Here is a 24460-nt window from a genome sequence, read left to right on the forward strand (position 1 = left end):
TGCATTTCGGGCGGCGATTCGCCGTCCCTGCACCCTGCCCGGCAAAGCGTCACTGGCCCGCTCTTCACTGGGCCGGCACTGACCACCGGTGCGCGTTCGCGGTTTGGGTTCGCTGAACCCAAACGCGCACCGGTGGTCGTGCCGGCGTCGAGTGGACCGGGCCAGTCCCGAGACTTGACGAAGGCATCCTGGCCGACGTCCCCCGTCACGCTTCCCCCCGTCACGCCTCCCGCCGCCCGCGCCGGAGGCCGCCGATGAGCCCGCAGCCCGGCAGCCTGACCCGCCAGCAGCTCTACGACCGGATCCGCGAGAGCTCGAAGGACGAGGTCATCCTCGAGGAGATGATCCGGCTCGGATTCTGGCCGGACGGGGCAGAGCAGCCCAACCCGCCGGAGGACCTGATCCGCCGCCGCGGCGAGATCGCCCGCGCCCTCGCCGATCTGCACCGGCGGGAGGCGGCGTGGCGCGACCCCGAGGCCGCCCTCAAGGAGATGCATCGCCGCCGCAAGACGGCGGCGCTGGAGCGGCGGCGCGAGACGAAGCTGCGCAACGCCCGCGACCGCCACGCCCGGGCGCAGGCGTGGCACGCCCGCCGGGAGGCGGAGATCCTCCATCTCGGCGGTGGCGTCTCGGCCGGCCTCGCGAACGCGGATGCGCCCGCGCGGGGGCCCGCCCCCGGTCTTCCCGCCCTGGCGAGCCCGAAGGCGCTGGCGGAGGCCATGGGGATCGGCCTCGGCGAGCTGCGCTTCCTCGCCTACGACCGGGCGCTCAGTGCGGTGAGCCATTACCGGTGCTTCACCATCCCCAAGAAGGCGGGCGGCCTGCGCCGCATCTCGGCGCCGATGCCGCGGCTGAAGCGGGCGCAGTACTGGATCCTCGACGCGCTCCTCGCCCACGTTCCCGTGCATGGGGCGGCCCACGGCTTCGTGCCCGGCCGCTCGATCGTCACCAACGCCGCCGCCCATGTCGGGCGGGACGTGGTGGTCAATCTCGACCTCAAGGACTTCTTCCCGAGCCTCGACTACCGGCGGATCAAGGGGAAGTTCCGGGGCCTGGGCTACGCCGAGCCGGTGGCCACCGTGCTGGCGCTGCTCTGCACCGAGCCGGACGTGGACGCGGTCGAGATCGACGGCGCGCGCCTCTACGCCGCCCGGGGCCCCCGCCGGCTGCCGCAGGGCGCGCCGACGAGCCCCGCGCTCACCAACCTCGTCTGCACCCGGCTCGACGCCCGGCTCACCGGCCTCGCCGCCAGCCTCGGCTTCACCTACACGCGCTACGCCGACGACCTGACCTTCTCGGCCTCCGGCGCGGCCGCCGGGAAAGTCGGCGCGCTGCTCAAATACGTCCACGCCATCGTCGCCGGGGAGGGCTTCACCGTCCATCCGGACAAGACCCGGGTGATGCGCCGCGGCCGGCACCAGGAGGTGACCGGGCTGACCGTCAACGAGCGCGTCGGCGTGCCCCGGGAGACCCTGCGCCGCTTCCGCGCGCTGCTGCACGGGCTCGATCGGCACGGGCCGGCCGGGCGGCGCTGGGGCGCGGCCGGCGAGGGCGACGTGCTCCGCGCCGCGGTCGGCTTCGCGCAGTTCGTCCGGATGGTCACGCCGGAGACCGGTGCGCCGCTGGTGGCGCAGGCCCGCGCCCTCGCGGACCGCCACGGGCTGCGGCCTGCGGTGCGGCCGCAGCCGGACTTCCGCGCCCGGTCCGCGCGGGGAGCAATGCCCCTGGCCCGCTGGTGGGCGCCGGCCCCCCGTCCCGCGCCCGAGCCGGACCCGATCCTGGCCGAGGCCGAGGCGGCTGCCGCGCCGGTGCCGGGCCGCAGCGGCGTGCCGGCCTCCGGGCGCCCGCGGTTCGGTACACCCGAGCCGGTCGCCCCCGCGCAGGCCGCGCCCGGCACGGTCGCGGAGGCCGACGACGCCCCCATGAAGCCCTGGAAGGTGGTCCTCGGGGTCTTCGTCCTGTTCCAGGCGGGCGCCCTGCTGCATCCGGCGCTCGGGCTGCTCGTCCTCGTGGTCGCCCTGGTGCTCGGCCTCCGACGCCTGCTGCGCCGCTGGCGCCGGCGCCGGTGAGCCCGCCCCGGCGCCGTCTGGCCGGGCGAATCCTGGCCAGCCTCGCTGCGGCCCTCGCCCTCGCGCGCGGACCGGCGGCCCGGGCCGAGGAGGCGCCCGGCGCGATCATCTTCAACAAGGCGGAGGCCGCGGGGATCGGGGAGCCGCTGCGGCAGGACCCGGCGCTGCTGCGCAGCTTCCCGGCCTGCCCGGCCGACACCTTCGCGCGGGAGCGCCCGGTCTGGCGGCGGGCCTTCGCGCCCCGGCGGCCCACCGAGCGCCGCTGCGCGCGCGAACCCGCGGCCTGCTTCGTGCTCTGCACCCGGTGGTCGAACGCGCCGGCCTGCTTCGACCTCGCCCTCGCCTTCGAGCACCATTCCCTCGACGTCCCGGATATCCTCGACAAGGAGCGCCTCTACGCCCTCGCCTGCGCGGGCGGGTTTCCGGCGGGCTGCACCAACCGGGCCGCCGGGATCCGCAACGGCGGTTACGCGGCCGATCCCTTCCGCGATGCGCCGCGCGCGGACACGGACGCCTGCCTCGCCCGGAGCTTCCGCCTCGATTGCGACCGGCGCGGCGCCTGGGGCTGCGCCATGCTCGGCCAGGCCTACCGCCTGGGCGAGGGCGTCCCCGCCGAGGCGTCCCGCGCCCGGGCGGCGTTCGACATGGCCTGCGCGATCAACCCGGACTTCGCGGCCTGCGCCTTCGCCAAGCGGCAGGTGGCCGAGATGGACGCGCCGCCGGACAGCGCGGACGACGCGCCGTGATGTCCGGCGAGGCGGGGGCGGATCCCGAGGCCCTGCGGGCCCTCTACGGGCGGAGCGATCCGTGGCCGGCCGGTCCCCCTGCCCCGGGCCTCAGGCGCGCCTGCCTGTGCGTGGAGGTGGACGAGGCGGACGACGTCGCCGCAGCGGAGCGCTGGATGCTGGCCCATGCCGGCCGGCTCACCTGCGTGCGCAGCACCGGCTGCGGCTGCTGCGTGATCGGCTGGGACATCGAGGGGCCGGCGGCGATCATCGACACCCTGCCGGCGGCGCTGGCTGCGGCGTTCGACGGGCCGAGCCCGGCGGCGGCCCCCGGCGCGCGCCGGTCGCCTGGGGGCGGCGCCTCTGGAACCGCTGCTTCCGCCGCGGCTGAGACGCGATCCCGGACCGGCCACGCCGCGCGCCGGGCGCCGGCCGGGATGCGCGGCATGCGACCTCCTAGCGCCGTTCCGCGACGACCTCCGGGCGATCCGGCGCCCTCGGATCCGGCCTCCGCCCCGGGATCGGCCTCTCCGCCACCGCGGCTCCGCGTTCGAGGGTGGCGACCGCCAGGGGCGCCCCCCGGCCGCGCAGGGCGTGCAGGCCCAGGGGGCGGGCGCGGACGCCGTCGGGCAGCGGGTCCAGCCGTCCGAGGAGATCCTGCGAGATCAGGATGCCGACGCCGAGCGGGCGGCACAGGGCCTCGATCCGCGCCGTCACGTTCACGGCGTCGCCGAAATACGCGATCTTGTGGCGGTCGACTCCGACCTCGGCCGTGACCACCGGGCCGCCATGCAGCGCCGCCCGCAGCCGCGGGACCGTCCCGAACCGGGCGGTCCAGGCCGCGGCATCCGCCTCGATCCGGTCGAGCACCGCGAACAGGCCGGTGACGCAGCGCGCGTCCTTGAGGCCGCGCCTCATCGGCCAGGTGATCATGGCGAGATCGCCGACATAATCGTCCACGGAGCCGCCGTTGCGCCGCACCGGCTCGGCCAGCGTCGCGAACACGGCCCCGAGATACTCCTGGGCGCGCAGATCGCCGTGGGTCTCGGCGAAGGCGGTGGAGCCGACGACGTCGAGGAACAGGAAGATCCGCTCCTCCTGCACCGGCTTGTGGTAGCGGCCGATCATGAAGTTCACGAACACGGCGCCGCCGATCAGGTCGCGCATCCGCATGGCGAAGACGAGGAGGGCCGACACGGCCAGGGAGTAGGCGAGAAACCGCGGCGTGATGCGCACGGCCGTGGACAGGCTGTCGCCGGTGAGGCCGAACCCCCAGACGACCAGGCCGCCGAGGGCGCAGCCGAGGGTGATCAGCACCACGTAGAGCAACTCGGCCGCGAGCATGTAGACCAGCGCCGGCAGGCGGCGGATCCGCGGCTGGAGACCCGACAGGGTCAGGGCGGGGACGAAGGCCAGCACCGTCCCGCCCACTGCCAGGGCGTAGACGAGGCCGGCGAGCATCGAGGCCCCGCCGACGAAGAGCACATTGTAGAGGAGGCCCGCCCCGCCGCAGGCGAGGAGGAGGGTCAGGGCCCAGAGCCAGCGGTAGTGCGGAAGCATGGGCTGTCGGCGGGAGAGAGCGTGGCGGCGGGCGCGGTGCGACCGACGCGATGGCACGGGAGGAAGGCGAGAGAGCGACGAACGCGGCGAAGACTCGGTCTGATTCGGTGCGCCGCAGACTGCCCGTTCGCGCTTGATCGATCGGGATCAATGCGCACCGTCCACATCACGGTGTCGCGGCCGTGCCACAGGGCGCGTTCGGCCTCGCCGTCGTGAGCGGCTCCTGGGCGAGGGACCGATCCGGGCTCGGCCCCTGTGGGTCGGCGGAACCGCGTGAATGCGGGATACGGGGGGCCGGCGAGGGTGGTGCGGCTGCCCGCGGCCAGCCTGGTGGGCCCGGCAGGACTCGAACCTGCAACCAGACCGTTATGAGCGGCCGGCTCTAACCATTGAGCTACGGGCCCGGGAGGCGCCGACGGATAGCCGATCCCCGGCCGTCCGTCACCCGGATTTCGCCGCCCCGCGCAGGCGCCGGGTCCGGGGGGCCGGGGCCTGACGGGCTGATTCGTCCCCCGGCAGGGGCGCCCCGTCCTTGATGCGCCACAGGTAGCGCGCCAGGATCGAGCGGTACGGTGCGAAGGCCGACGCCACCGCGCCGGCATCGGCCTGCCCGGTGAGGCGGCGCAGGCCGCCCACCGCCGCCACGTCGCCCGCGGGCCAGATGTCGGGGTCGTGGAAATGGAAGATGCCGACCATGTCGGCCGTCCAGGGGCCGACGCCGCGTATGCCGCACAGGATCGCCGCCCGCTCGGGATGCGGCAGGCCGGCGAGGCCGGGGCCGAGCAGGCCCGCCGCCTCGGCCGCCACGATCGCCTGGAGGGCCCGCACCTTGTTGCCCGAGATCCCGCAGGCCCGCAGCAGGTCCGCGTCGCCGGCCTCGAACAGGCCCCGGGGGCTCGAATCCGCCGCCGCGGCGGCGGCCTCGATCCGGGCCCAGATCGCCCCGGCCGCCCGGGTGGAAAGCTGCTGGTTGACCACCTCGACGAACAGGCGGTCGGCGACGCGCGGATGCGCCGGCGGCTCGATCCGGATCGGACCGGCCTGAACGAGGGCGGCCCGCAGCGCCGGATGGGCGCGCGCCGCGTCCAGGAGATGGGCGTAGATCGCGGGATCGAGCATCGCCTCAGCCCATCCGGCCCGCACGGCGCTCCGCCCCTCGGGGAGCCGGCCGGCCTCGCGCGCCGCACCCGTATCCGAGCCGCGGCCCCGTTTCCAGTCCGACAGACGGGATGCCGCGCAGCGCCATCTTGTCCGGGCCTCTCCGGCCGGTCTGGACGGAACGCGATGGTGGCCCAGGTCTCGACGGCATGGCGATCTTCTTCACCGCGGACACGCATTTCGGCGACCCGCACATCCTCCGCCACCGCGGGGCGCGGTTCGGCAGCCTCGAGGCCCACGACGAGGCCCTGGTCGCCGGGTGGAACGCCGTGGTCGGCCCGGAGGATGCCGTCTGGCATCTCGGCGACTTCGCCGCCCATGCGAGCCCCGCCCATTGCGCGGCGATCTTCGCGCGGCTGAACGGCACGAAGCGCCTGGTCCGGGGCAATCACGATTCGAACCGCGTCCTCGACCTGCCCTGGGCGGAGCCGCCGGTGGAGAGCGCCCGCCTCTCCGTCGCGGACGCGCAGGGGCGGCCGCACCGCCTGTTCCTGTCGCACTACGCGCATCGGGCCTGGCCCGGGCTGTGGCGGGAGACGCGCCACCTCTATGGGCACAGCCACGGCTGCCTCGCCGACACCACGCGCTCCTGCGATGTCGGCGTGGATGCCTGGAACGACCGTCCGGTCACCCTCGACGCCATCCTGATCCGCCAGGACGCGGCCGCGGGCGTGCCGGAGGAACTCGCGGCCCACGGCCTGCGCTGATGACAGGCCGCCGGCGCGCGCTATCGTCCGCGGGAGACGCGAGATCCCGGCAGGAGGCCGCATCGCCATGACCGACATCCCCGCCCCGCCGTCGGGCTGGACCGCCGCCGCGACGCAGGCCGCGGCAGAACTGGGCCTCGGCACCGATTGGGTCGCTCTCGCCGCGCCGGACTGGACGCGGCTCTGCCGACGGGCCGGCGAGATCGTCGCCGGCCAGGGTCACGCGCCTCCGGCCGGCTGGGAGGGCGCCCTGGCGCGCGCCCTCGGCCGCCCCGATCCGGCGGTGGCCCGGGACGAACTGGCCCGGGACGAGTTGGCCCAGGACGCCGCGAACACCGTGCTCGCCGAGCGGGGCGAGGTGTTCGCGCCGGAGGACGATGCGTGAGGCGGACGACCCGGGCGCGCCTTCGCGCCGGCAGGTGGTTGCCGTCGCGGGGGTGCGGGCCGATGTAGAAGGCATGCCTTATCCCGAACGCCGGCGCGCAGCCCCGAGACCGACCGAACGCTATGGCCCCGGCCCGGCGCCCTCCGCCCTGCGCGTGGTTCCCCTCTCGAGCAGCCCGGTTCTCGACGCGCAGACGCGCCTGCGCCTCGGCCACCAGATGCGGGCGATGTACGATCCGGTGATCGACGAGGCTCTGGATCCCCGACTGGCGGAGCTGCTGCAGCAGCTCGACACGGACCGGGGCGGCGGTTCGACCTGAGGTCTAGGCTGAGACCCACCTCTGCCCGGCACATCCGCCGGAGATGCGGGAAGAGGCCCCCATCGGTGGATCGGGGGGATGTCACACCGATGGGAGCCGAGCCGAGTCGACGGATCGACCCAACCCGCTTCATATCGCCCAGGCGCCGGCCCGGACGCTTTCACCTAAGTCAAATTTCCTGCCGAATACGGCGGTCTGAGTGTCGAATTGGCTTATTCGACCGGGAGAATCGTCCCGATCAGGCCGAGCTGCCGGTCACCGACAGCATGACCCCGTCGCTGCCGATCTCGGCTCCACTGTATCCGAGCATCCGCGCGAGCTGTTCGCGGGCGCGCCAGACGCGGCTCTTCACGGTCCCGATCCGGCAGTTCATCACGGCGGCGGCCTCGTCATAGCTCAGGTTCTCGATCGCCACGAGAACCAGCGCCTCCCGCATCACCGGGGCGAGGCGGTCGAGGGCCGCGCGCACGTCCTGAAGATCGAGATGGCCCCCCTGCTCGGGAATGCTGGTCAGCCGCTCGGCATAGGTGCCGTCGGTGTCGGCGACCTCGCGGCCCTGCTTGCGGTGCTGGCTGTAGAAGACGTTCCGGAGGATCGTGAACAGCCACGCCTCCAGATTGGTGCCGGGGGTGAAGCCGCCGCGGCCGCGCCAGCCGCGCAGCAGGGTGTCCTGCACGAGATCGTCCGCCGCAGCCGGGTCGCGGGTCAGCGAGACCGCGAATCGGTGCAGCGCCGGCACCACCTCCAGCAGACCCGCCCGGAACAGCTTGTCCCGCTCGCCCTCGGCCTGCGCGAGGGCCGTCTCCAGGCGCGCCAGCAGGTCGGCGAAGGGGTCCGAGGCGGGCTCCGACCCGAGGCCGATCCGGTCGTAGGCGCGGCCGAGCAGGGTGCCGAGATGGGCCCGCACGGCCTCCGGCAGGCCGTGGCGGGTCTCCGCCCCGGCCTCCTCTGCACGATCCGTCACGGGATCGAGGAGCGATGAGCCTTCGGTGTCGGGCATACGGTCCGGTCGTCGGCGAGTGGGCCGGTTGCGCCCATGGGACCGTTTGTGGCGTGCCCGGGCCGCCCATGCCGCAACATGGGTTAGCGCTTTTCCCGAAGGGGGCTCGGCCGCGGGGCCGCGCCGGCGCGCAGCGCCGTCGGGACGGGCCGGCCGATGCCGCCCGAGGTGCCGGTCACGACCGCCGACCCGCCGCTCAGGCGCGCCGATCAGGCCCTGCGTCCCGCGTTGCCGTCGTATTGCAACTGGACGGCGAACCCTTGCCCGCGCCGCGGTGTTTGCCTTCGCAGCTGCAGCCGGTCGGGTGCGCCGTCATGCGCGGCCGACTGGCCTGCGCCGACACGTCCGCCCGAACCCCGCCGAGGTCACCGATGCCAGCCCCCGATCCAGCCCGCACCGCGGGTTCCGCTCCGGAGGGGAGCGCCTCGACGGTCTGGACGCTCGCCCTCGCCACCGCGCTGATCGGCCTCGTCGCCCTTCCGCGCCGGACGGGGCCGCCGGCCCCACGCCCCGCCGACCGCTCCGGAGACCGCTCCGCCGGGCGGGACGGGGCGCGCCGGACATCGCCCTCGCACGCGGGCCAGGAGGCGCAGGCCGTCGCCCGGACCCAGGCCGATCGCGGGCGGGGGGCCTCGACGCCGGCCGAGATCCCCGCCAAGGGTTGGAAGGACATCGCGCTGCGGGCCTATCACGACATCGGCGAGAACCGCCTGTCGCTGATCGCGGCCGGCGTCACCTTCTTCACGCTCCTGGCGATCTTTCCCGCGGTGGCGGCCCTGGTCTCCTGCTACGGCCTCGTGGCGGATGCGGCGACCATCAACGACCAGCTCGCCAGCCTCCAGGGTATCCTGCCCCAGGGCGCCCTGGAGATCGTCGGCGACCAGGTGAAGCGGCTGAACGCGGAGGGCAACAGCACCCTCGGGCTCAGCCTGGTGTTCGGCGTCGTCCTGTCGGTGTGGAGCGCCAATGGCGGGGTGAAGCACGTCTTCGACGCCCTCAACCTCGTCTACAACGAGCGCGAGAAGCGCAACTTCTTCGTGCTCAACTTGGTCTCCCTCGCCTTCACGGCGGGCGCGCTGCTGTTCCTCGTCCTGGCGCTGGCCGCGGTGGTGGCGGTGCCGGTGATTCTCGCGTCTGTCGGGCTCGGCGCGGATGCGTGGTGGCTGTCGCTGCTGCGGTGGCCGGTTCTGCTCCTGGCAGTCCTGCTCGGGCTCGCCCTGCTCTACCGCTACGGGCCGAGCCGGGACGCGCCGCGCTGGCGCTGGGTCACGCCCGGGGGCGCCCTGGCGGCTGTGCTGTGGCTCGGCGCATCGGTGCTGTTCTCTTGGTACGTCGCCCATTTCGGCAGCTACAACAAGACCTACGGCTCCCTCGGTGCGGCGGTCGGGTTCATGACATGGATCTGGCTCTCGACCATGATCATGCTGGCCGGCGCCCAGGTGAACGCCGAGATGGAGCACCAGACCGCCGAGGACACCACCGTCGGCGCGCCCCAGCCCCTGGGCACGCGCCGGGCACGCATGGCCGATACGGTGGGCGCCGCCGCGGACTAGCGCCGCACCCGGTCCGGCGCGAACGGTCTTTCCGAGCGACCCGCGCGTACGATCTGCGCGAACAACCTGCGCGGGCGCACCGGATCGACGCGTCCCCCGTCCTCAAGCCCGGGAACGACGACTTAACACAGGTTGGCGCACGTTTTTCTGCTGCAGGCACAAGCCGATCAAGATGATCCGGACTTCGATGTTCGGATGACGGTTTGGTCCCTGCCGATAGAAATATCCTTGTCCCATTATTTCACCGATACCCCCGGCGGCACCGTCGTGCGGGACGCTTCGGACGCGCGCGACGTCCCCCGGTCCCGTGCACTTGGCCGCGACGCGGCCGAATCTCCGGTCGGGCCCGTCTCCCTCCCGAGGGTCGCCGACACGCCGGTGTCGCGGTGATCTGACCGGAGGGGGACGTGGAGAACCCGTTCGTGCGGAAGATGGAGCGGCACGTCCGGCTCGCACCCGAGGACCGCGCGGTCCTCGACGGGCTGGGGCGCCAGCACGTCCGCCATGTCGCGGCCCGTCAGGATATCGAAGGGCAGCAGAGCGACCCGTCCCACACGCACCTCATCCTCGACGGCTGGGCCTGCCGGTACAAGCAGTTTCCGGACGGGCGGCGGGCGATCGTCGCGCTGCTCCTGCCGGGCGACCTGTGCGATCCGTTCGTCTTCCGCCGGGCGCACATGGACCACGCCATCGGCGCGCTGACCTCCGTCACCGTCGCCCGGATCGCGCCGGACCAGCTCGGCGACGCGATCCGCGGCCGGCCGGCCGTGGAGGAATGCCTGTGGCGGGAGATGCTCGCCACCACGGCCCTCCACCGGGAGTGGATCGCCAGCGTCGGCCGGCGCTCGGCGATCGAGCGGCTGGCGCACCTGTTCTGCGAGCTGCACCTGCGGCTGGCACGCGTCGGCCTCGCGGACGGGATGACGCTGCCGATGCCGGTGACCCAGCCCGATCTCGCCGATGCCCTCGGCCAGACGAGCGTGCACATCAACCGCACCCTGAAGGAGCTGCGCATCAGCGGCCTCGTCGCCCTGCGCAGCCGGCGCCTGACGATCCGCGACCTCGACGGGCTGATGGAGCGGGGGCTGTTCGATCCGGCCTATCTGCAGCTGTCCTGACCGGCGCGGGCGATACGCCGCGGCCCCGCAGGCCGGCCGAACCTTGCCGCGGAACCGCCGCGGCCGATCTGAGGCGGACCTCCCTCCCGGCACGGGCCCGCGCGACACACGATGCACATCCACCTCGACGCGCTCGGCGGCGTGGCCGGCGACATGTTCGCCGCCGCCCTGCTGGACGCCTTCCCCGAGCATCAGGCCGGCGTCTCCGCCAGCATCCGGGCGGTCGACGGGCGCATCGCCTGCGCGGTCCGGGCGCACAATGACGGGATCCTCAGCGGCGCGCGCTTCGCCGTTTCGGCCCCCGGGGTGGAGCCCGGACCCGCGCCGCACCGACACGACCACCCGGCACGCCACGACCATCCGCATCCCCACGATCACGCCCACGATCACGCCCATGATGACGGCCACGGTCACGGCGATGGCCACGATCAGGGTCACGGTCACGGACACCGGCCCTGGTCGGAGATCCGCGCCGCGCTGGAGGCGGCGGATCTCGCGCCGGCGGTCCGGGCGCAGGCCCTCGCCATCTTCGGCCACCTCGCCGCGGCCGAGGCCCGGGTCCACGGCATCGCGGTCGAGGCGGTGGCGTTCCACGAGGTCGGCGCCTTCGATTCCATCGCCGACATCGTCGCCGCCGCCCACCTGATCGCCGCGCTGGGGGTGCGGAGCTGGAGCGTTTCGGCTCTGCCGCTGGGCTCCGGCCGGGTGCGGACCCAGCACGGTCCCCTCCCCGTCCCGGCCCCCGCCACGACGCTGCTCCTCGAGGGCTTTTCGACCCTCGACGACGGCGTGCCCGGCGAGCGCGTCACCCCCACCGGCGCGGCGATCCTGCGCCATCTCTGCGGCGAAGACCCCGGGCGGGGCCGTCCGCGGGGCATTCTCGGGCGCACCGGCATCGGGTTCGGCACCAAGGTCCTGCCGGGCCTGAGCAACTGCCTGCGCGTCCTGGTGCTGGATGAGGCGGCCGCCCGTCCCGGCCGGCGGGACCTCGCGGTGATCGCCTTCGAGATCGACGACCAGTCCGGCGAGGATCTCGCCATGGGCCTCGACCGGCTGCGGGGTGAGCCCGGAATCCTGGACGTCGTGCAGGCGCCGGTCCTCGGCAAGAAGGGCCGGATGATGGCCCGGATCCAGGTTCTGGTCCGCCCGGAGAGCCTGGAGGCGGCGATCGCGGCCTGCTTCCGGGAGACCACCACGATCGGCCTGCGCTACCATCGGGTCGAGGGGGCGGTGCTCGACCGCGAGGCCCGCACGGTGGATCATGCGGGCCGACCCGTCCGGGTGAAGGTCGTGGACCGCCCCGGCGGGCGCACCGCCAAGGCCGAGGCCGACGATGCCCGCGACCACGCGGGTCACGCCGCACGGGCGCGCTTGCGCCGCGAGGCCGAGCGCCTCGCCCTGACTGTGCCGGAGGAGGAGCGGTGACGCGCCAGAAACTCGAAGCCGTCCTGGCGGGACTCGGCCCCGTCGCCGTGGCGGTGAGCGGCGGGGTCGACAGCCTGACCCTCGCCACCCTCGCCCACCGGCTGGCGCCGGGCACGACCCTGGTGGTGCACGCGGTCTCGCCGGCCGTGCCGGAGGAGGCGACCGCGCGGGTCCGCGCCGAGGGCGCCCGCGAGGGCTGGACCCTGCGGGTGATCGAGGCCGGCGAGTTCGCCGACCCGGCCTACCGGGCCAACCCGGTCAACCGCTGCTTCTTCTGCAAGACCAACCTGTACGGGGCGGTCCGGCAGGTGACCGACCGGCAGATCCTCTCGGGCGCCAACCGCGACGACCTCGGCGAGTACCGCCCCGGCCTCGACGCCGCCCGGGAGCACGGCGTGCGCCACCCCTACGTGGAGGCGGGGTTCGACAAGGCTTCCGTGCGGGCGCTCGCCCGCGACCTCGGCCTCGGCGCCGTGGCGGAGCTGCCGGCGGCCCCGTGCCTGTCGAGCCGGGTCGAGACCGGCATCCCGATCGAGCCGGAGACGCTGGGCTTCATCCACGCCGTCGAGCGGCTGGTGGGGGGCGCCCTCGCTGCGGGGACCGGCGCCAAGCGGGCGGTCCGCTGCCGGGTGCGCGCCGAGGGCGTGGTGGTGGAACTCGATCCCGGGAGCTTGGCGGCCCTCGACGCGGACAGCCGCGCCGAACTCGGGGCCGGGATCCGGGAGATCGCACCGGCGCGTCTCGCCGGCCCGGTCCGGTTCGCGCCCTACCGGGTCGGCAGCGCCTTCCTGGTGCAGCAGGGGGAGGCCCGCTCGTGAGCGTCGCTGAAGAATTCACCCTCGACTTCGCCCGGTCGGAGCGGATCGGGCTGGAGGAGGCGATCTTCTGCGCCGGCAAGAGCCCTGAGCAGATCGACGCGATCCTGGAGTCCGCCCGCGCCCGGGGCGCCTCGCTCCTCCTCACCCGCCTCGATCCGGAGAAGCGCGACCGGCTCGATGCGGCGGCCCGCCTCGACTATTGCCCGGTCTCCCGGACGGCGGTGTTCGGCGAGGCGCCCCGGATCACGGGCCCGGCCCGGGTTGCCGTGGTGGCGGCCGGCACCTCGGACGTGCCCGTCGCCCGCGAGGCCCTGCGGGTGCTGGCCTATGCCGGCCGGGCCGCCGCGCTCTTCGCCGATGTCGGCGTCGCCGGCCTGTGGCGGCTGACCACGCGGATCGAGGAGATCCGCGCGCATCCGGTGGTGATCGTCGCCGCCGGCATGGATGCGGCGCTGCCGAGCGTCGTCGGCGGCCTCGTGGCCGGCGCGGTGATCGCGGTCCCGACCTCCGTGGGCTACGGCGTCGCCGCGGGCGGCCGCGCCGCCCTCGACGCCGTGCTGGCGAGCTGCGCCCCCGGCATCACGGTGGTCAACATCGACAACGGCTACGGCGCCGCCTGCGCCGCCCTGCGCCTGCTCCACGCGGCAGGACGCCTCGCCGCGGAGACCGAACGATGAGCCGGCGCGAGCCGTTATCCCACGCCACACGGCAGGCAGCAGCCCCGACACGGTGCCGGCCGGCCCCGATCCCCACATCCTCGAACGGAGACAGCCGATGGAACGCCGCAGCTTCCTACAGGGCGCCGTGCTCGGCGCGGGCCTCGCGGGCGCCGGCAGCGCAGGTGCGGCCGTGAACGCCCCCGTGCTCCCGGGCAACCGCCCGCAGGACCCGGCGGACCTGCCCTTCGTCACCGATCCCGGCGAGCGCCGGGGCGAGATGCTCTACCGGACCTTCGGGAAGACGTCGGAAAAGATCTCGGCGATCGGCATGGGTGGGTTCCACCTCGGCAAGAAGGCCGTGACCGACGACGAGGCGACGCGGCTGATCCATGCCGGGATCGACCGCGGCATCACCTTCATGGACAATTGCTGGGACTACAACGAAGGGCGCTCGGAGCTGCGCATGGGCGCGGCCCTCGCCCAGGGCGGCTATCGCGATAAGGTCTTCCTGATGTCCAAGATGGACGGGCGGACCAAGGAGGAGGCGATCAAGCAGATCGACCAGTCGCTCCTGCGCCTGCGCACCGACCGGATCGACCTCGTCCAGCACCACGAGATCCTGCGCTTCGACGACCCGGACCGGGTCTTCGCCGAGGGCGGGGCGATGGAAGGCTTCCTGGAGGCCAAGAAGGCCGGCAAGCTGCGCTACATCGGCTTCACCGGCCACAAGGACCCGCGCATCCACCTGCAGATGCTGGAGGTCGCCGCCGAGCGCGGCTTCCACTTCGATTCCGTGCAGATGCCCGTCAACGTGATGGACGCGCATTTCCGCTCGTTCAGCCACCTCGTCCTGCCCTATCTCGTGCAGAACGGCATCGCGCCGCTCGCCATGAAGACTTTTGGCGACGGGGTGATCCTGAAGGCAGACGCGCCGATCAAGCCGATCGAGTACCTGCACTTCTCGCTGAACCTGCCGGTCTCGGTGGTGATCACCGGCATCCAGAACCAGCGCGACCTCGACCAGGCCTTCGAGGCGGTGAAGACCTTCAAGCCGATGGACAAGGCGGCGGTGGCCGAGCTGCTGTCGCGGTCGAAGCCCTACGCGCTGGAGGGCAAGTACGAGCTGTTCAAGACGAGCGCGACCTTCGACGGCACGGCCAAGAATGCCGCATGGCTGGGCGAGGATGTGGCAAGCGTGAAGAAGCTCGCGCCGACGATGGAGTAGAGCGGGTCGCAGAATGGCGCGCCCTCCCTCCCCCGCAGAGGGGGGAGGGAGAAGCGGCCGGCGTTACGCCACGTCCTCCAGCCGGATCGGCAGGCTGCGGATGCGGCGGCCGGTGGCGTGGTGGACGGCGTTGGCGATGGCGGCATTCACCCCGATGATGCCGAGTTCGCCCAGACCCTTCAGGCCCAGCGCGTCCACCCGGTCGTCGGGATCGGGTACCAGCAGCGCCTCGACCTCCGGCGCGTCGGCCGCCGTGGGGACGAGGTATTCGGCCAGATCCGGGTTGCGGTAGGCGGCGCCGTCGAGCACCGTCTCTTCGAGCAGCGCCGAGCCGAGGCCCCAGATCATCCCGCCCGTGAGCTGGCTCCGCGCGGTCAGCGGGTTGAGGATGCGCCCCGCCGCGAACGCGCCGGTGAGCCGGGCCACCCGGATCTCCCCGGTCTCGGCATGGACGTGGATCTCCGCGAACTGCGCGCCGAAGCCCCAGGACACGGCTTTCCCGCCCCCGCCCAGGCTGAGCCCGATATGGCCCTGCCGCAGGCCCGCGAGCGCCGTCTCGTGGTCGCCGCCTTCGGGCACGAACGCCGCGACGGTCTCCACGCCCGCCGGTCCGACCGCCTCGGCCAGCGCGATCCCGGCCCCGTCCGGGGCCACGAGCCGCCCGTCCGCGAGGCGCAGCCTCCCCGGATCATGGCCGGCGAGGCGGCCGCCCTGCCCGGTCGCGGCCTGCGCGAGGGTCTCGCGAATCTGCCCGCAGCCCAATGCCAGGGCGTTCATCAGGCTGGTGGTCGTGCTCGATCCGCCCGAGATACCCGCCGCCGGCAGGTCCGTGTCGCCGAGCCGGACCGTCACCCGCTCAACCGTCACCCCGAGCCCGTCCGCCGCGCCCATCGCGAGCAGCGTGGTGATGCCGTTGCCGATCTCGTGATGCGCGCAGGCCACCTCCGCGGACCCGTCCGGGCCGAGCCGGACCCGCATCGTCGCGGCGGCGATCTTCACCGGCCGCACCGAGGTGGCGCAGCCGAGACCCACCCGCCAGGGACCGTCGCGCATCGAACCCGGACGCGGCGCCCGGCGCGACCAGCCGAAGGCCTTGGCGCCCGCATCGAAGCAGGCCATCAGCGGCCGGGTCGAGAACGGTTTTCCCGAGACCGGATCCACCGCCGTGTCGTTGAGCCGGCGCAACTCGATCGGGTCCATGCCGAGCGCGGCCGCCATCTCGTCGACGGCGCTCTCCAGGGCGAACAGGAACGGGACCTCCGGGGGCGCCCGCATCGGCCCCGGCGTGTTGCGGTCGACCCGCACGGCCCGCTCCTCGGTCCGGATGTTCGGGCAGGCGTAGAGGCTCGCGGTCACCTCCGCGCCCTCCATGACGAAGGGATCGAAGCGCGAGGTCACGGTGTCGGCTTCGTGGGCCAGGGCGGTGAAGCGGCCCGTCCGGTCGGCGCCGAGCCGGATGCGGTGGCGGGATTCCGGCCGGTAATTGGCGATGGTGAAGCATTGCCGCCGGCTCGGGACCAGGGAAACCGGCCGGCCGAGGCGCTTGGCTGCCAGGGCGACGAGCGCCGTGTGCTGCGACAGCGCGAATTTCGAGCCGAAATGGCCGCCGATCAGGCCTGCCACCACCCGCACCTGCGCGGGATCGAGGCCCAGTTGCGCGGCGAGTCCGTGCTGGACCGCGCCGACGTAGCGGGTCGGCTCGTGCACCGTCAGTCTGTCGCCGTCCCAGGCGGCCCGGGTGGTGAACAGCTCGATCGGGTTGTGGTGCTGGACCGGGGTCTCGTAGCGCGCCTCGATCCGGACGGCCGCCGTATGCAGGGCGGCTTCGGCATCACCGCGGGCGATGTCCTCGTGATGGGGCTTCAGGTCGGCCAGCCGCACGGTCTCGGCGCCGGGCGCATCGAAGCCGCCGGCGGCGGGCTCGGCCGCGTAGGCGACCCGGACCGCGCCCGCCGCCGCCGCGGCCGCTTCCTGCGTCTCCGCCACGACCAGCGCCACGATCTGGCCGGCATAGGCGATCGCCTCGGAGTCGAGAGGGCGGTGCGAGCTGTTGGCGAAGCCGCCGGCCATCAGGTGCTTCACCGGCGCCACCGCGCCCGCGAAATCCCGGTGGGTGAAGATCCCCAGGAGTCCCGGCACCCGCCCGGCGGCTTCGAGGTCGAAGCCGGTGATGCGGCCCCGGGCGATGGTGCTGGTCACCAGGGCGGCGTGGGCCGTGGCGGTCTCCGGGCCGACGCGGTCGGAGCTGTAGAGGGCCCGGCCCGTGACCTTGTCGGGACCCTCGACCCGGGTATGGGCCCGTCCGAGATGACCCTCGTCCAGCGCGCGTGCGTCCATCCTGCCCTTCCCGTCCGCGGCCGCTCCGGCCGCCGCTTACGAAGGGAATGGACGAGACGGTGGTTCGGGTCCGCTCGCCGCGGGGCGACAGGTTGCAGCGGCCGCTCCGGCCGAGCCGTCCTCGCGCGTGAAGCGCTTCGGGGCAGCGCGGCCTGGATCGGCCGGGCGTCCCCCGGATTGCGCGCGCCCCGCGCGAGGACGGGGCGGGCTGCGGCGGCCTGCGCCGCAGCCCGGCGCCTCAGTTCAGGACCTTGCCGTCCGGCCCGACCTTGATCTCCTGCTCCTTGTCGGCGCCGGCGACCTTGATCTCGTACTGGACCGCGGAACCGTCCTTCTCGACCTCGGCCTCGTAGGCCTTGCCGCCGCCGGCCTTCTGCTCGGCGATGGCCAGCGCGTCCTTCAGCGAGGTCTTGGCGTTCTGGAAGTCGGAGGCCTTCAGCCGGGTGAAGTAGCGCTCGATCGGCTGGTTCTCGGTCTTGTAAAGGGCGCCGGTATCGGCGTTGATGCCGTATTCGACCAGCTTGCCGCTCGGGTAGACGACCTTGATCGCGTAGTGGGCCGGATCCTTGCTGTCGGCCTTCTCGAAGTCGGCGTCGATGGCGCGGCCGCCTTTCTCGTCGCCCTGCGCCTCGGCGGTGGCGAGCGCCTGGGCGAGGCCGACCTTGGCGACCTTGGCGACCTGCCACTCCTTCAGGTTGCTGTCGGCCTTGGTGGCGGGTTCGGCGGGGGTCGCGGTGGGGGTCTGGGCCACGGCGAAGCTGGCGGAGAGGGCGAGCAGGCCGGCGGCGGCGGTGAGGCGGGTGATCATGGCGGGTAGTCCCTTTGCGGGCTCGTTCACGGGAGCGTGAAACGTCGGGTCCGGAAATCCGGTTGCCCGCGCCCGGAAAAAATTCTGCCGCCGTCGCCCCGGAGCGCGGCCGGGCGCCCCGCGAGACGGGCGGCCGGGGCCCCTGTATGAGACGCTGACGATCCGGCGTGCCCCTCGGCGACGGCGGAGCCCTCACGGATGGAGCAGGCCATGACCGCGCACGAGCCCGAGCCGCTGGACGATTTCACGCGCCTGCACGCCAAGCTGTCCGCCCTGGAGATCGTGCTCGGCGTCCTGATCGGGCGGCTCTCCGAGGAGAACCCGGAGATCCGCGAGGACGTGAAGCGCGACGTGGCGGCGATCCTGTCGGATATGCCGATCGACGGTCCGAGCGAGGAGATGATCGCCGCCGAGGTCCGCCGGGCCGCCGCGGTTTTGACCAGCGTGTCGATCGGCTGAGCCGTCAGCGCGGCGGCATCCGCAGCGCCCCGTCGAGGCGGATCGTCTCGCCGTTCAGCATCGGGTTCTCGCAGATGTGGCGGACGAGGTCCGCGTATTCCGACGGGCGGCCGAGGCGCGGCGGGAAGGGCACGCTCTGGCCGAGGGTGTCCTGCACGTCCTGGGGCAGCCCCGCCATCATCGGGGTCTCGAAGATGCCCGGCGCGATGGTCACCACCCGGATGCCGTGCCGGGCGAGTTCCCGGGCGAGGGGCAGCGTCATGGCGACCACGCCGCCCTTCGAGGCCGCGTAGGCGGCCTGCCCGATCTGGCCGTCGAAGGCCGCGATCGAGGCGGTGTTGACGATCACGCCCCGGGCGCCCGCCGCGTCCGGCGCCTCCCGGGCGATGGCGTCGGCCGCCAGCCGGATCATGTTGAAGGTGCCGACGAGGTTGACCGAGACCGCCCGCGCGAAGGTCTCGAGCCGGTGCGGCCCGTCGCGGCCGACCACCTTCTCCCCCGGCGCGATGCCGGCGCAGTTCACGAGCCCGTGGAGGTGCCCGAAGGCGTCCAGCGCCGTCCGGACCGCCGCCGCGCCATCGGCCTCGCGGGTGACGTCCGTCTCGACGAAGCGCGCCTGCGTCCCGAGATCCGCCGCCACCCGGGCGCCGGCCTCCCGGGCGATGTCGGCCACGACCACCCGGGCCCCCGCCGCCGCGAGGCCCCGCGCCGTCGCCTCCCCGAGGCCGGAGCCCGCGCCCGTGACGATGAAGACCCGATCCCTGATCATCTCGCTGGCCATCCTGGCCCCCCGACGGTTCCGGGCGACCGACGGCGCCCCGCGGCAACCGACCTAGCGCGGCGCCGCAGCGGCCGGAAGTCGTCCCCGTTCGGATCCGGGACCGATCCGTTCCGCTGGGCGATTGACGTGTGAAATTTTCCCACATAGAAGATGCGAAGACGATCTGCGGTCGCGGATCGGATGTCCCCGTGTTTCCCGCGCTTCGGTGCCCGGTCGCCAAGTCATGCCGTGTCCATGTCAGGGAACGGCCAAGTCATGGTGCGGCCGAGTCGTGCGGTCGCGACGGTTCTGTCGCGGACCGCACCCGTCATTCTCCGGTCCCGGCCATCCGGGAGCGGCCGAGCCCTCACGCCTGATCAGGACAGTCATGGACGTCCCCTGGATCGAGACCGCCGCCCGGCACTGGCGGCATGGGCGGATCGTCGGGCGCCGGTTCGCCGACCGGCGTCCCGGCATCCGCGCGGCCCTGCGGGCGGCCGCGCCGGACAGCGTGCTGCTGGCCGGCAACTCCCACGCGGAGTTCGTCGGAACGCCGGATCTCGGCGGCCGGGCCTGCATCAACATCGCCGTCGGCGGCAGCACCGCGGCCGATTGCGGCCGCCATCTCGCGGAGCTGCGCGTGCCGACCCGCTGCGCGGCCGCGGTGCTGATCATCGGCACCAACGACCTCCAGCGCTGGCGGCATCCCGAGCGGGCCCGCGTGGTCGATCGGTTCGAGGCCGATGTCCGGCGCATCCTGCGCAGTCTGGATGCGTGGTCGGCACAGGTGTTCGTCGCCGCCGTACCGCCGGTGGGAATCGGGGCGACCGGCCGGGATCCCGCCGCCGTCGCGGTCTTTTCGGACCGCTTGGCGAGGCTGTGTGCCGAGGGGGGCCGCACCTTCTTCGACCCGTTCGCGGCGTGGCGCGCCGGCACCGGGGGGCTCGCCGGCCCCGGTCTCCACCGGGACGGCGTGCATCTGGCCGATTACGCGCCCCTGGCCGCGGCGCTCTCCCGCGCGGTGGCGGGCATGGTCCCTCCGGCCGGGCGGCCGCTCCGCCCGGACGTGCCCTGTCCCGGGCCCCGCCCGGCGCCCGCCGCGACCGCGCCTGCCGCGACGGCGCCCCTGCGGGTCCTGCGCGCGGCCTGGGTCGGCCGGCCGTGAGGATCCGCGCGCTCCGGGTCGCGGCCATGCGCCCGCCCTCGCGCGGCGACAGGCCGTCCCTGCCGCGCCGGGTCTGGCCCGCCGACGCGGCGGCTTGGCGCGACGAGAACGGCGTCCGGCATCCCCGGGCGGCGCGGCGCACCCTCGCGGCGCTGGCGGCCCTCGAGTCCCGCGGACGGTACGACGCCTGGGCGGAGGGCGAGGGCAAGGTCGTCGCCGGGCCGGTCAGCGCGCTGGTCCTGGCCGATGCGGAGGCGGAGATCGGGTTCGTCTTCAGCCTCACGCCCGACGCGTATGGCGCGGAGCCGTTCTGAACGGATCCCCATCAAGGCGGGCTCGTGCACAGCAGGGTGGGCGCGCAGACCGTCCGGAAGCCCGCCCGGACGTAGAGCGCCTCGACCGCGCCGCCGGCCGGGCATTGCAGGAAGACCTGTATGGCCCCGCGGGCCCGCGCCTCGCGCAGGGCCGCGACGGTCACGGCGGTGCCCAGGCCGCGACGCTGCCGGTCGGCCCGCGTGCTGACATTGTACAGCCCCGCCCTGTCGCCGCGCAGGTAAAGGCTCGCGCAGGCCGCCGGACCGGTGGCGTCGCGCAGGACGAGGTGCAGCGGCGCGAGTCCGGTCCTGCTCCGGGCCGCGCGCAGGGCCGGGATATAGAAGCGGCGCAGATGCGTCCGCACGCCCGGGTCGTCGGACAGGTGAGCGAAGACCCGCTCGAAATCCGGCCCCGGTGCGGGTGCGGCCTGCACGGTGATCGCGCCACCCGCCGCGGACGACGACGGCCGCGGCCACGCCACCATCCAGCTCGCCGGGTAGAGCGCCGCCGGCTCGAACAGATCGCGCAGCAGCGCCACCTCTGCGTCGTCCCGGGCCAGGAAGGCCGGTGCCCGGGCACGCCCGAGGGCCGCGGCCCCCGCCCAGGCGAATTGGTCGGGCCGATGCACCCCGAAGGCGAAGTTCAGGGTCGGGTCCGGAATGCTCCGCGACCAGACGTAACCCGCCCCCCCGGGGCCGTGCTCGACGCCGTCGATCAGGGAGCCGGTGAGCGCGGCCACATGGGCGTCGCGCAGGGCCTCGAAGGTCAGATCGGGATCCCGCGGAGTCATGCGGCGGTCCCGGCGGCGGCTCCGGCGGCTCCGGCGACGGTCCGCGCGGCCCGGCCCCATGCCCCGGCACCGGGCGCCATCAGCGCGGCGATCCGGTCGTGGAGATACGGCGACAGGACGATGTCGAGATGATCGGTTTCCGGTACGGTCTCCACCGCGAGAAGCCGGCTCGTGAGTGCGGACCAGTCGATCACCGGCAGGCCGCGGGTCAGGGACTCCGCCGCCACGAAGCTGTGGACCGGCACCGCGGCGGGTTCCAGCCGGAGGCCGCGGAACTGAATGGCGTGGTCGACCAGCGTCCAGAGCATCCGCTCCCGGCTTCCGACCTCGGGTCCGTCGGTCGGCAGGGGCTGCGGCTCGGCGGCCAGGAAGCGCAGGAACTGCAGGTCGGCCTCCGGGTCCATGCGGGCGCGCAGGGCCGCCCAATGCGCACGCATCGGCGAGCGCTCGAGCCAGGCGCCGACCAGCGATTCGTGGGCCGCCCGCTCCTCGGGCGCGATCGGCCGGCCGGCGCCGGGGGCAAAATTGGCCTCCAGGCCGCAGGCATCGAGCATGCCGACGCACGCCAGGGGGAAGCCGGGGCCGAGCCGGCGGGCGGTCTCGTAGGCCAGCACTCCGCCCCAGGACCAGCCCAGGAAGACGCACGTGCCGGCGCGGCCGCGCATCAGGCCGCGCACCCGCTCGGCATAGGCGTCGGCGAGGTCGGCCACCGCCGGCAGCGGCCGGACCGCCTCCACCAGGGAGGCGCACAGGAAGCCGTGCGCCTCCTGCCTGGGGCCGAGATGGGCCACCAGGGGCTCGTATTCCCGGGTGCTCACCAGGAGTCCCGGGAACAGCACCAGCACCGGCCGGTCGCTCTCCGGTTGCCCGGCGGACAGCCGGACCGTGGGGGCGAGGCCCTCGTCGGCCGCCTCCGCTCCGGCATCGATCCGCGCCGCCAGCTCCGCGATGGTGGGATCGCGCAGGAGGTCCGCCACGCCGATCCCGCCCCGGGGCGCGATGAGGCGCAGGCGCGCCACCAGCCGCAGGGCCGACAGGGAATCGCCGCCGAGTTCGAAGAAGCGCCGGTCCGCCACCCGGACCGGAAAGCCCAGGACCTCGGACCAGATCCCGGCGAGCCGCCGCTCCGTGGCGGAGCCGGGGGGCCGCCCGCGCCGGTCGTCGGCGGCGGGGTCCGGCAGGGCGTGGCGGTCGAGCTTGCCGTTGGCGGTCACCGGAAGCCGGTCGAGGAGGGTCAGGCTCGCCGGCACCATGGGCTCCGGCAGGGTGCGGGCGAGGCCGGCGCGCAGGCGGCCGGGCTCCGGGCGGCGCCCGCGTGACGGCACGACGTAGCCCGCGAGATAGGCACCGGCCGGGCCCTCCCGGCGCAGGACCACGGCCTCCGCGACGCCCGGCAGCCCCCGCAGGGCCGCCTCGACCTCGCCGATCTCGATCCGGTGGCCGCGGATCTTGACCTGATCGTCCGCCCGTCCGGCGAAGGCGAGGCTGCCGTCGGGGCGGCGCCGCACGCGGTCGCCGGTTCGGTACATCCGGCCGCCGCCCGCGGCGAAGGGGTCCGGCAGGAACCGCTCGGCGGTGAGCGCCGGACGCGCCCAATAGCCCCGGGCGAGGCCGCCGCCGATGTAGAGCTCGCCGGTTTCCCCCGCGCCCACGGGTTCGAGATTGGGCCCCAACACGTAGGCCGCCCGCGCGCCCACCGGGCCGCCGATCGGCGCGTAGGGCTCGTCGAAAGTCGCGTCCGGCGGCACCGCCCAGATCAGCGGCGAGATCACGCATTCGGTCGGGCCGTAGCCGTTGATCAGCAGCCGGGGCTTCAGGGCGCGTCCGAGCCGCGCGAAGGTCTCCCGGGGCATCCCCTCCCCGCCGAAGGAGTAGACCTGGACCGAAGGGGCCTCGCCCAGGCGCTCGGCCCAGTCGGCGAGCTGGCCGATGAAGCTCGTGGGGAAGCCCGCATGGGTCACCCGGTGCCGGCGGATCTGCGCCAGGGTCTCGGCGGCGGTCCAGAGGTCGGGGCCGCGCAGCACGATGCAGCCGCCGGCCACGAGGGGCGTCATCCAGCGCTCGTGGGCGCCGTCGAACGCGAAGGACAGGACATGGAGCTCGCGCGACTCCGCGTCCATCGCGTAGGCCGCGGCCGTGGTCCGGCAGTGCATGGCGAGCGGGCCGTGTTCCACGAGCACGCCCTTCGGCATGCCGGTGGAGCCCGACGTGTAGATCAGGTAGGCGGCATCCCCCGGCTCCGGCATCACCGGGACGGCGGCGGCTCGGTCGGCTTCCAGGGCGGCGGGATCGAGCCGGGCGAGGCCCGCCGGAAGCTCCAGGCGCGCGGCGATCGCCGGCGTCGTGACGCAATGCGCGATGCCGGCATCCGCCAGCATCAGCTGCACCCGGGCGGCGGGGTATGCGGGATCGAGGGGCAGGAAGGCCGCGCCGGCCCGCAGAACCCCGAGCAGCGCCACGATCATCTCCGGCGACCGCTCCAGCGCCACCGCGACGCGGTCCCCGCGCCCGATCCCCCGGGCCGCGAGCCCGGCCGCGAGGGCGCAGGCCTGGGTGTCGAGCTCGCCCCGGGTGAGCGTCCGGTTCCCGAACACCACCGCCGGCCGCCCGGGCTCGGCCGCGGCGAGGCGGGCGAGCCGGGCCGGGACGCTCTCGCGGTCGGCGTCGGGGGCTGGCTCCGACAGGGGGACGGCTTCGGGTGCGTGCGCCGGATCGGCGATCCAGTCCCGCGCCGCCGCGATCCCGCAGGGGCCGTATGCCCGGCTCCAGCCGGCGGGCAGCGCCTGGCCGGCCGGCCAGAAGGCGCCGTGCCCGGCCCGGTCGAAGGCCACCACCACCGGTGCCAGGGTCCAATCCCCGGCCGCGTCCGCGGTCGTGTCCCCGCCCGTGTCCGCGATCGCCGCCTCGTCCGCCATCGCCGCCTGGCCGGTCTGCCTGTCCATCCGCTCGCTCCTGCGCCGCTCCGGGCCTCGATGAACTGACGGTTGAGGCGGGGGGCCGTTCACGGCGGCGCCCCGGGGCCTCCGGGCCGCCCCCGCACGAAAGGTCTGAACGCCGGGCGGCCCCATCCGTCAGGGAGGTGCCGGCGACACGCGGAGGACGGAT

22 protein-coding genes and 1 tRNA gene are annotated in these 24460 nt (G+C 74.2%); 14 read left to right on the plus strand and 9 right to left on the minus strand.

What is annotated here, in order from left to right; all coding sequences use genetic code 11:
- The first annotated feature begins 254 nt into the window (after positions 1-254).
- Positions 255-2069, plus strand: coding sequence for a reverse transcriptase family protein (locus GGQ91_RS23415; RefSeq protein WP_182592950.1), 1815 nt, complete (start codon positions 255-257; stop codon positions 2067-2069).
- Positions 2066-2815, plus strand: a complete 750-nt coding sequence (locus GGQ91_RS23420) for a sel1 repeat family protein (RefSeq protein ID WP_182592951.1) — start codon at positions 2066-2068, stop codon at positions 2813-2815. Before GGQ91_RS23415 ends, GGQ91_RS23420 begins: the two co-directional genes overlap by 4 nt.
- Before the next feature lie 435 nt (positions 2816-3250).
- On the opposite strand, the gene GGQ91_RS23425 is transcribed toward GGQ91_RS23420, so the two are convergent.
- The 3 genes from GGQ91_RS23425 to GGQ91_RS23435 form a co-directional block, all read right to left on the minus strand.
- Positions 3251-4354 carry an adenylate/guanylate cyclase domain-containing protein gene (locus GGQ91_RS23425; RefSeq protein WP_043355495.1) on the minus strand — a complete coding sequence of 368 codons (1104 nt, stop codon included), beginning with the start codon at positions 4352-4354 and terminating at the stop codon, positions 3251-3253.
- Between the two features lie 328 nt (positions 4355-4682).
- Positions 4683-4758: transfer RNA gene (locus tag GGQ91_RS23430), tRNA-Ile, on the minus strand.
- Between the two features lie 37 nt (positions 4759-4795).
- Positions 4796-5473, minus strand: coding sequence for a DNA-3-methyladenine glycosylase family protein (locus tag GGQ91_RS23435; protein ID WP_182592952.1), 678 nt, complete (start codon positions 5471-5473; stop codon positions 4796-4798).
- 188 nt (positions 5474-5661) lie between these two features.
- Here GGQ91_RS23435 and GGQ91_RS23440 point away from each other — a divergent pair, with 188 nt between their 5' ends.
- The 3 genes from GGQ91_RS23440 (at position 5662) to GGQ91_RS23450 (ending at position 6923) form a co-directional block, all read left to right on the plus strand.
- A complete protein-coding gene (locus tag GGQ91_RS23440) occupies positions 5662-6219 on the plus strand; it encodes a metallophosphoesterase (protein ID WP_075379960.1) in 558 nt (185 codons plus the stop codon).
- A gap of 67 nt (positions 6220-6286) precedes the next feature.
- Positions 6287-6604 (plus strand): hypothetical protein, encoded by a 318-nt coding sequence (locus GGQ91_RS23445; protein ID WP_075379959.1) that lies wholly within the window; start codon positions 6287-6289, stop codon positions 6602-6604.
- Positions 6605-6677: 73 nt separating this feature from the next.
- The gene (locus tag GGQ91_RS23450) at positions 6678-6923 is read left to right on the plus strand and encodes a hypothetical protein (protein ID WP_075379958.1); all 246 of its coding nucleotides are present in this window, start codon (positions 6678-6680) and stop codon (positions 6921-6923) included.
- Between the two features lie 238 nt (positions 6924-7161).
- Here GGQ91_RS23450 and GGQ91_RS23455 read toward each other — a convergent pair whose 3' ends face one another.
- Entirely contained in the window at positions 7162-7923 is a 762-nt protein-coding gene (locus tag GGQ91_RS23455; RefSeq protein ID WP_043382349.1) for a sigma-70 family RNA polymerase sigma factor, read from the minus strand.
- A 371-nt stretch (positions 7924-8294) separates the two neighbouring features.
- Between GGQ91_RS23455 and GGQ91_RS23460 the strand changes: the two genes are divergently transcribed.
- The 6 genes from GGQ91_RS23460 to GGQ91_RS23485 all read left to right on the plus strand — a co-directional run bounded on the left by GGQ91_RS23460 (position 8295) and on the right by GGQ91_RS23485 (position 14721).
- A complete protein-coding gene (locus tag GGQ91_RS23460) occupies positions 8295-9476 on the plus strand; it encodes a YihY/virulence factor BrkB family protein (protein ID WP_075379957.1) in 1182 nt (393 codons plus the stop codon).
- Positions 9477-9883: 407 nt separating this feature from the next.
- Positions 9884-10594 carry a helix-turn-helix domain-containing protein gene (locus GGQ91_RS23465; protein ID WP_182592953.1) on the plus strand — a complete coding sequence of 237 codons (711 nt, stop codon included), beginning with the start codon at positions 9884-9886 and terminating at the stop codon, positions 10592-10594.
- 111 nt (positions 10595-10705) lie between these two features.
- The gene (gene larC, locus GGQ91_RS23470) at positions 10706-12019 is read left to right on the plus strand and encodes a nickel pincer cofactor biosynthesis protein LarC (protein WP_182592954.1); all 1314 of its coding nucleotides are present in this window, start codon (positions 10706-10708) and stop codon (positions 12017-12019) included.
- Positions 12016-12837 (plus strand): ATP-dependent sacrificial sulfur transferase LarE, encoded by an 822-nt coding sequence (locus GGQ91_RS23475; RefSeq protein ID WP_182592955.1) that lies wholly within the window; start codon positions 12016-12018, stop codon positions 12835-12837. Before larC ends, GGQ91_RS23475 begins: the two co-directional genes overlap by 4 nt.
- On the plus strand, positions 12834-13514 hold the full coding sequence (larB, locus tag GGQ91_RS23480) for a nickel pincer cofactor biosynthesis protein LarB (protein WP_043355532.1): 681 nt from the start codon (positions 12834-12836) through the stop codon (positions 13512-13514). Before GGQ91_RS23475 ends, larB begins: the two co-directional genes overlap by 4 nt.
- Before the next feature lie 97 nt (positions 13515-13611).
- Positions 13612-14721, plus strand: coding sequence for an aldo/keto reductase (locus GGQ91_RS23485; protein WP_043355534.1), 1110 nt, complete (start codon positions 13612-13614; stop codon positions 14719-14721).
- Between the two features lie 63 nt (positions 14722-14784).
- On the opposite strand, the gene GGQ91_RS23490 is transcribed toward GGQ91_RS23485, so the two are convergent.
- Both GGQ91_RS23490 and GGQ91_RS23495 read right to left on the minus strand, forming a co-directional pair.
- Positions 14785-17058: a xanthine dehydrogenase family protein molybdopterin-binding subunit gene (locus GGQ91_RS23490; RefSeq protein WP_182592956.1), complete on the minus strand. Its 2274-nt coding sequence runs from the start codon at positions 17056-17058 to the stop codon at positions 14785-14787.
- Positions 17059-17296: 238 nt separating this feature from the next.
- Positions 17297-17866: a PepSY domain-containing protein gene (locus GGQ91_RS23495; protein WP_075379953.1), complete on the minus strand. Its 570-nt coding sequence runs from the start codon at positions 17864-17866 to the stop codon at positions 17297-17299.
- Positions 17867-18076: 210 nt separating this feature from the next.
- On the opposite strand from GGQ91_RS23495, the gene GGQ91_RS23500 reads away from it, so the two are divergent.
- Entirely contained in the window at positions 18077-18325 is a 249-nt protein-coding gene (locus GGQ91_RS23500) for a hypothetical protein (protein ID WP_043355542.1), read from the plus strand.
- Positions 18326-18329: 4 nt separating this feature from the next.
- Here the strand turns inward: GGQ91_RS23500 and GGQ91_RS23505 are convergent, their stop codons facing one another.
- Positions 18330-19094 carry a 3-hydroxyacyl-CoA dehydrogenase gene (locus GGQ91_RS23505; protein WP_236952901.1) on the minus strand — a complete coding sequence of 255 codons (765 nt, stop codon included), beginning with the start codon at positions 19092-19094 and terminating at the stop codon, positions 18330-18332.
- A gap of 379 nt (positions 19095-19473) precedes the next feature.
- Between GGQ91_RS23505 and GGQ91_RS23510 the strand changes: the two genes are divergently transcribed.
- Together GGQ91_RS23510 and GGQ91_RS23515 are read left to right on the plus strand one after the other, a co-directional pair.
- Positions 19474-20250, plus strand: a complete 777-nt coding sequence (locus GGQ91_RS23510; RefSeq protein ID WP_182592957.1) for an SGNH/GDSL hydrolase family protein — start codon at positions 19474-19476, stop codon at positions 20248-20250.
- A 26-nt stretch (positions 20251-20276) separates the two neighbouring features.
- Complete coding sequence (locus GGQ91_RS23515; protein WP_210281411.1) at positions 20277-20564, plus strand: hypothetical protein; 288 nt, start codon at positions 20277-20279, stop codon at positions 20562-20564.
- Positions 20565-20575: 11 nt separating this feature from the next.
- On the opposite strand, the gene GGQ91_RS23520 is transcribed toward GGQ91_RS23515, so the two are convergent.
- Both GGQ91_RS23520 and GGQ91_RS23525 read right to left on the minus strand, forming a co-directional pair.
- Positions 20576-21355 carry a GNAT family N-acetyltransferase gene (locus GGQ91_RS23520; RefSeq protein WP_182592959.1) on the minus strand — a complete coding sequence of 260 codons (780 nt, stop codon included), beginning with the start codon at positions 21353-21355 and terminating at the stop codon, positions 20576-20578.
- Entirely contained in the window at positions 21352-24297 is a 2946-nt protein-coding gene (locus tag GGQ91_RS23525; RefSeq protein WP_182592960.1) for an amino acid adenylation domain-containing protein, read from the minus strand. Before GGQ91_RS23525 ends, GGQ91_RS23520 begins: the two co-directional genes overlap by 4 nt.
- Positions 24298-24460: the final 163 nt, after the last annotated feature.

It is taken from the genome of Methylobacterium fujisawaense, assembly GCF_014138435.1.
GTDB lineage: Bacteria > Pseudomonadota > Alphaproteobacteria > Rhizobiales > Beijerinckiaceae > Methylobacterium > Methylobacterium fujisawaense.

Coding starts and splice junctions, on each gene's coding strand:
- GGQ91_RS23460 (WP_075379957.1), top strand. CDS start 8,295: ATGCCAGCCCCCGATCCAGCCCGCACCGCGGGTTCCGCTCCGGAGGGG.
- GGQ91_RS23485 (WP_043355534.1), top strand. CDS start 13,612: ATGGAACGCCGCAGCTTCCTACAGGGCGCCGTGCTCGGCGCGGGCCTC.
- GGQ91_RS23435 (WP_182592952.1), bottom strand. CDS start 5,473: ATGCTCGATCCCGCGATCTACGCCCATCTCCTGGACGCGGCGCGCGCC.
- GGQ91_RS23520 (WP_182592959.1), bottom strand. CDS start 21,355: ATGACTCCGCGGGATCCCGATCTGACCTTCGAGGCCCTGCGCGACGCC.
- GGQ91_RS23445 (WP_075379959.1), top strand. CDS start 6,287: ATGACCGACATCCCCGCCCCGCCGTCGGGCTGGACCGCCGCCGCGACG.
- GGQ91_RS23455 (WP_043382349.1), bottom strand. CDS start 7,923: ATGCCCGACACCGAAGGCTCATCGCTCCTCGATCCCGTGACGGATCGT.
- GGQ91_RS23515 (WP_210281411.1), top strand. CDS start 20,277: ATGCGCCCGCCCTCGCGCGGCGACAGGCCGTCCCTGCCGCGCCGGGTC.
- GGQ91_RS23415 (WP_182592950.1), top strand. CDS start 255: ATGAGCCCGCAGCCCGGCAGCCTGACCCGCCAGCAGCTCTACGACCGG.
- GGQ91_RS23425 (WP_043355495.1), bottom strand. CDS start 4,354: ATGCTTCCGCACTACCGCTGGCTCTGGGCCCTGACCCTCCTCCTCGCC.
- GGQ91_RS23490 (WP_182592956.1), bottom strand. CDS start 17,058: ATGGACGCACGCGCGCTGGACGAGGGTCATCTCGGACGGGCCCATACC.
- larC (WP_182592954.1), top strand. CDS start 10,706: ATGCACATCCACCTCGACGCGCTCGGCGGCGTGGCCGGCGACATGTTC.
- GGQ91_RS23450 (WP_075379958.1), top strand. CDS start 6,678: ATGCCTTATCCCGAACGCCGGCGCGCAGCCCCGAGACCGACCGAACGC.
- GGQ91_RS23510 (WP_182592957.1), top strand. CDS start 19,474: ATGGACGTCCCCTGGATCGAGACCGCCGCCCGGCACTGGCGGCATGGG.
- GGQ91_RS23505 (WP_236952901.1), bottom strand. CDS start 19,094: ATGATCAGGGATCGGGTCTTCATCGTCACGGGCGCGGGCTCCGGCCTC.
- GGQ91_RS23525 (WP_182592960.1), bottom strand. CDS start 24,297: ATGGACAGGCAGACCGGCCAGGCGGCGATGGCGGACGAGGCGGCGATC.
- GGQ91_RS23495 (WP_075379953.1), bottom strand. CDS start 17,866: ATGATCACCCGCCTCACCGCCGCCGCCGGCCTGCTCGCCCTCTCCGCC.
- GGQ91_RS23440 (WP_075379960.1), top strand. CDS start 5,662: ATGGCGATCTTCTTCACCGCGGACACGCATTTCGGCGACCCGCACATC.
- GGQ91_RS23500 (WP_043355542.1), top strand. CDS start 18,077: ATGACCGCGCACGAGCCCGAGCCGCTGGACGATTTCACGCGCCTGCAC.